Raw genomic sequence first — 5,109 nt, 5'->3', positions numbered from 1 at the left:
ATTTTCTTTCCTTTCAGGATAGTTTCTGTGTCGATTTTTTGTGTTTTGTTTTGTGGATTGATGCCGGCGTTTGTCATCCATTTTTTCATGGTTTTGGGCATTGGGTATATGGGTCTGCTGGTTGTTGCGGTGCCTTTGCTTGGGATGATGCGGCGGTGCAGGAGGGTGTAGGCGAGGGTGTTGAGGGTTGTGATGAGATGGGCCTTGAGGTTGGAGGGGAAGCTGGCGGCTGCGTCGCGGAGGTAGCGGTCGAGCGTGCCGCCGATGATGATCAGTTCGCCGCCCGGTTTCAGCACCCGCGCGAGTTCGCCGAGGGCGGGGCGGATGTCCATGTACTGGTGCGCGGTGACGCAGAGCGCCACGTCAAAGCGCGCATCGGGAAAGGGGATGTTCTCGCCGCTGCCGGTGCGGATTCCGACCGGGGGGAGGCCCTCGCGCTCGCGCAGGATGTCGCCGATCTGGGCATAGACCGGCATCGGCTCGACCCCCGCGAGATCGGTGACCGTTGCGGACAGGGACATCAGGTTCGCCCCCATGCCGGCGCCGACCTCGAGCACCGACCTGCCGGCAAAATACCCGGCCGTCAGCCCGTCGGCCCCGGCAAAGGGCAGCGCCCGGTCGCGGTCGAGCCAGAACATGTATTCGCGGCAGCTGTCCGCGACGAAGCCGCCGGTGTCGGTCAGCCGGTCCGCGGCGTCGGTCCAGCCGAGGTCGCGGGCGGTTTCCCGCACCGGACCGGGGATCGCGGCGGCGTCGCCCCCGATGTTCAGGCGGAACATGTAATCGATCAGCGCCGCCGCCTGCGGACCGAGCAGGTGGTTGCGTATCCTCGCCACATCCGCCGGGTCCAGTTTCATGCCGCCGGCCCTCAATCCGCCAGGTCGATCGGGCTCATGAAGAGCTGGTCGAGCGCGCCCTCGTAGCGGGCCGCCGCCTCGGGCAGCAGCGCCCCGGAATAGAGCAGCATCCAGTGCGCAAAGGTCATCTCGTGCCGGGTCCAGACCACGTCGTACCGGTGCAACAGTTCGAGCCGGGTCCAGGTCTGGGTCTTCTGCCAGAAGAAATCGGTGCTCTGGTAATCGACAAAGCAGAAACAATCCCGGTAGGCGGCCCAGTTGTCCTGGACCGTCCATTCCAGGTCGCGCCCGATCCGTTGCAGGTATTGCGCGGCGATATAGGCCTCGGGTGCCGCGAGCCGCACCTCTTCGCCGATCGGGACCTGGGTATAGATATCATGCGCGCTCGCCGGGAAATGGGCGGGCGGATCCTCTTCGCGCAGCGGCGGCGTCCAGTATTTCAGCATGTCCTCGGCATGGCCGAACACGGTCTGGTCGGTCACGTGATAGGGCGCGTATTTCAGCGTGCCATAGCCGATGCCGAAGATACGGTATTTCTGGTCGAACCCGCCCCTGGCCGGAAAGGTCCTGGCCATCGCCGCCAGTTCCGCCATGACATTGGGATTGTAGAGCCGCTGGTCGACCCGGGTCTTGAGCACCCAGACCGCGCCGCCCTCGACGGCCCTGCGTATGCCCGCGCCGGCACTGACCAGCTGCATGTTGACATTGAAGAGCCCCGGCCTTGCCGGTTTCGGGCTCAGCACCAGCTCGACGCCCAGCTCCCGCAGCGGCGCCAGATGTTCCTCCGGCGTATCGTCCCAGGTCGACAGGATCAGCCGTACATCCGGCATGTGCCGGCGATAGATGGCAAAGGTCTCGCGGGTGAAGTCGTCGGGCACCGGCAGCGGCCCCTGCATGACGATCGCCATCGGTTCGCTCTTCGCCAGAAGATCGCCCCTTGTGCCGATCGCCTCGGCGAATTTCGGGCGTTGCCGATAGGTCGTGTAATTGTCCGACCGCCTGTTCAGCCAGCGCACCGAACTGTCCAGCATCCGTTGCGCAACCTTGTTGCCCAGCCGGACCAGCAGGTTCCTGTCGCTCAAGACGCGGCCTCCCCGGGCAGGGACGCGACCGCCCTGGCCGATACCGGGCTCGCCTCGAAGGCCTTCAGGTCGTCGGGCACTCCGATGCCATGCATCCCCGCCCCCACCCGGCCGATGGAATGACAGCGGATCTCGGCCCCCTGCCCGGCCAGCGCGGTATAGACCGGCGCCACGTAGAATTCGCCGTTCACCCGCTCGTCCGCCGCGATCATCGCATCCGCTCCGCGCACGAAATCGGCGCCGCGGGCAAAATTGTAGATCCCGACCGTCGCCTCGTCCGACACGACCACCTTTTCCACCACCTCGACGACACGGCCCGTGTCGTCGCGGCGCACGAAGGACCATTTGTCGTCATCCGCCCACATCGTCATGATCAGCCCGTCCGCATCCTGCATGCCGGCCAGGTAATCGTCGATCGAGGCGTCGATATACTGGTCGCAATTGGCGATCATCAGCGGCTCCGCGTTGTCGATGGCGTCCCGCGCCAGCAGCACCGTGCAGGCCGCGCCCTCGGTCACCTCGTCGACGAACCGGATCGAACAGCCCGGCGCCCAGCCGCGCAGCCGGTCGGCCAGCCCGTAGCTCTCGTCATGGGCGCGCTGGATCAGGAAATGGAACCGGTGCGGCGTGGCCGGGCGCAGGTTCGCGATCACCACCTGGATCATCGGATGGCCCCGCACCGGGATCAGCGGCTTGGGCAGATCATAGCCTTCCCGCGCGAACCGGCTGCCGCGGCCCGCCATCGGCACAACGATATTCAGCATGTATACTTGTCCCCCGCAACGCTGGGCAGCTTGACGACCACGGTGGTGACATCGCTGAGCGCCTCGAAATCGGTGGCTTCGCCCGGCTCGATCAGGATGATGTCCCCTGCCCCGTAACGATCCTCGTTCATCCGCACCGAGCCCGACACGATCAGCGTCACCTCCGGCGCCACCTTGTGATAGTGCCGCGGCTCGACCGTGCCCGCCGTGTAGGATTTGACCGCAACCTCCGCCGCCTCGGTCTTCAGCACCGCGGGCTCGAAATTGCCCACGAACCAGCCCTTGGTCATGTCGTCCAGACGATAGGTCTTCATCTCAGCCCCCCCGCTTGCGGGCCAGCAGGACCTGCTCGTATTCTTCCACCGCCTGCGGCGTGGCAAGCGAGATGTACCGGTCGCGGTCGATCTGGTGCACCTCGATCTTCTTCTGTTTCAGGATCAGCTCGTTGAAGCTGGGGCAGACGAAATAGCCCCCGTTCACGCTCGCCCCCTTGTGGATCATCGCCTTGGTCGCGGCGATGAAATCCGAGCCTTTGCGGAAATAGTAGATCCCCGCCGTGGCATTGCGGCTGATCGGGCGCTTTTCCGCGGTCTCGATCACCTGGCCCTGCGCGTCGGTCTTCACGAAGGACCAGCGCGGGTGGACGCTGTCAAACACCACCGTGCCCGCATCCAGGCCGCGCGCCCGGAACCCCTCGATCACCCGGTTCAGGTCGAAATCCAGGATCTGGTCGCCATTGGCAATCAGCAGCTCCTCGTCATTGTCGATCTGCTCGACCGCCAGCATCACCGTGCAGGCCGCCCCCGCCGTCTCGCCATCGGCGGTGATGATCGTGCAATCCGGCGCCAGCAGCCGCAGCACGTCGCGCAGGTGAAACCGCAGGTCGTCCTCCTTGCGGATCACGAAGGTGAAATCCGCACCGGGCGTCAGCCGCAGACAATCCAGCGCATGCTCGATCAGCGGCCGCCCGTCGATCTCGACCACCGGCTTGGCAAAGGGAAAGCCATGCTGCCTGAACCGCTCGTCGGGGCCCGCCATCGGGATCACGATCTTCATGCCTGGCCCTCCACCCGGGCGATCGCATCCAGAATGCGATCGAGTTGCACATCATAAACACTCTGCACCACCAGCAGGTGGCAGCCCGCATCCCGCGCCGCCCGGATGCCATTGTCATTGTCCTCGACCACCAGCGTCTGCGCCGGATCGACACCCAGCATCCGCGTCGCCGTCAGGTACATGTCCGGGTCCGGCTTGGGCTTCTTCACGTCCTCGTTGGACAGCATCACGTCCAGGTACGGCGCGAGCGCGGATTTCTCCATCATCAGCTCCACCGAATTGCGCACCGAATTGGACGCCAGCCCCAGCTTGTACCCCCGCGCCTTGAGATTGGAGAGCGCGTATTCATGCACGAAGATCGGGTGGCAGGACGTATGCACCTGATCGGTCGTGTATTTCTGCTTGAGCTCGTTGAGGAACTTGTGCAGCCCGCGCGGCAGGCCCCGCTCCTGGCTCAGCATCTCCAGCTTCCTGCGGGTCGGCAGACCGTCGAAGGTCGACAGGTGATCCGCCCGCGAAATCGTATAGCCGAAATGCTCGAGCGCCCGGTTCAGGGCATGATAATGCCAGTCCTTGGCATCGATCAGCACCCCGTCCATGTCGAAAACAACCGCTTCTATCTTCATGACCCTAAAAACTCTTTCGCTGTTTCGGGAATATCCGTGCACAGAATGACATCGTCCCTTCGACACACTGCAGACTCCCGCAGCATTGTCCACACCGCCCGGTGATCGCGCCCGTGCAGCTCGGGCGACACGATCGCCACCCGCTTGCCCGCCTCAAGATGCGCCGCAACCACATCCATGTCCCACCAGTCGCTCCGGAACGCGTCCAGCCAGACCCCCGCCGCCTCGTCGTAAAAGGCCGGGACCGCCTCGACATCCGAATGCCGCGTGAACACCGCGATCCCCGTCTCCGCCTTCAGCCACTGCACCGCGTCCGGCACCGCCATGTCGAAAACGAAACACCCCGTAAGACCATGCCGCGCAACCGCCGAGGACACCAGGCCCTGCAACCCGTCGGACTTGATGTTCAGCGCCATCGGCAAGCCCGCATCATGCGCCGCAACCCGCGAAAACACCGCATCCACACCCAAGACATCCCCGCAGGGCGGATCGTGCGACACCACCAGACGCCCATCCAGATCCCGCAAATCCGTCTCCGTCCCGAACCCACGCGAAAACGAACGCTCAAACGCAACCGGCGCGTTCTTCTCACACGCCGACACCCAATACCCACGGTGCGATATCAAAAGCATCACCAAAAACCCAAAACAGACACAAATCCACTGCCTTCTCTAGTTTCATCAAACAATCTCCGCAACAACTCCAATAAAAATAACAGGGATAT

General features: G+C 63.9%; 7 protein-coding genes. All 7 read right to left on the bottom strand.

Going from position 1 to position 5,109, the window contains the following annotated elements:
• Positions 1–857: class I SAM-dependent methyltransferase (locus AB9K34_RS00915; RefSeq protein ID WP_369952598.1), on the bottom strand; the 857-nt coding region annotated here is incomplete at its 3' end.
• 11 nt (positions 858–868) lie between these two features.
• The gene (locus tag AB9K34_RS00910; protein ID WP_369952597.1) at positions 869–1,939 is read right to left on the bottom strand and encodes a WavE lipopolysaccharide synthesis family protein; all 1,071 of its coding nucleotides are present in this window, start codon (positions 1,937–1,939) and stop codon (positions 869–871) included.
• Entirely contained in the window at positions 1,936–2,703 is a 768-nt protein-coding gene (locus tag AB9K34_RS00905; protein ID WP_369952596.1) for a glycosyltransferase family 2 protein, read from the bottom strand. The genes AB9K34_RS00910 and AB9K34_RS00905 overlap by 4 nt, the downstream gene beginning before the upstream one ends.
• Complete coding sequence (locus AB9K34_RS00900) at positions 2,697–3,017, bottom strand: cupin domain-containing protein (RefSeq protein WP_369952595.1); 321 nt, start codon at positions 3,015–3,017, stop codon at positions 2,697–2,699. The genes AB9K34_RS00905 and AB9K34_RS00900 overlap by 7 nt, the downstream gene beginning before the upstream one ends.
• 1 nt (position 3,018) lies before the next feature.
• Positions 3,019–3,759 carry a glycosyltransferase family 2 protein gene (locus tag AB9K34_RS00895; protein WP_369952594.1) on the bottom strand — a complete coding sequence of 247 codons (741 nt, stop codon included), beginning with the start codon at positions 3,757–3,759 and terminating at the stop codon, positions 3,019–3,021.
• Positions 3,756–4,385, bottom strand: a complete 630-nt coding sequence (locus tag AB9K34_RS00890; RefSeq protein ID WP_369952593.1) for an HAD family hydrolase — start codon at positions 4,383–4,385, stop codon at positions 3,756–3,758. The genes AB9K34_RS00895 and AB9K34_RS00890 overlap by 4 nt, the downstream gene beginning before the upstream one ends.
• On the bottom strand, positions 4,382–4,912 hold the full coding sequence (locus tag AB9K34_RS00885; protein WP_369952592.1) for a hypothetical protein: 531 nt from the start codon (positions 4,910–4,912) through the stop codon (positions 4,382–4,384). Before AB9K34_RS00885 ends, AB9K34_RS00890 begins: the two co-directional genes overlap by 4 nt.
• Positions 4,913–5,109 lie beyond the last annotated feature (197 nt).

It is taken from the genome of Sedimentitalea sp. XS_ASV28 (assembly GCF_041224545.1).
Classification (GTDB): Bacteria; Pseudomonadota; Alphaproteobacteria; order Rhodobacterales; family Rhodobacteraceae; genus Sedimentitalea.
The sequence above is the reverse complement of the archived record's forward strand: the minus strand, read 5'-3'. Positions and strand labels throughout refer to the sequence as shown.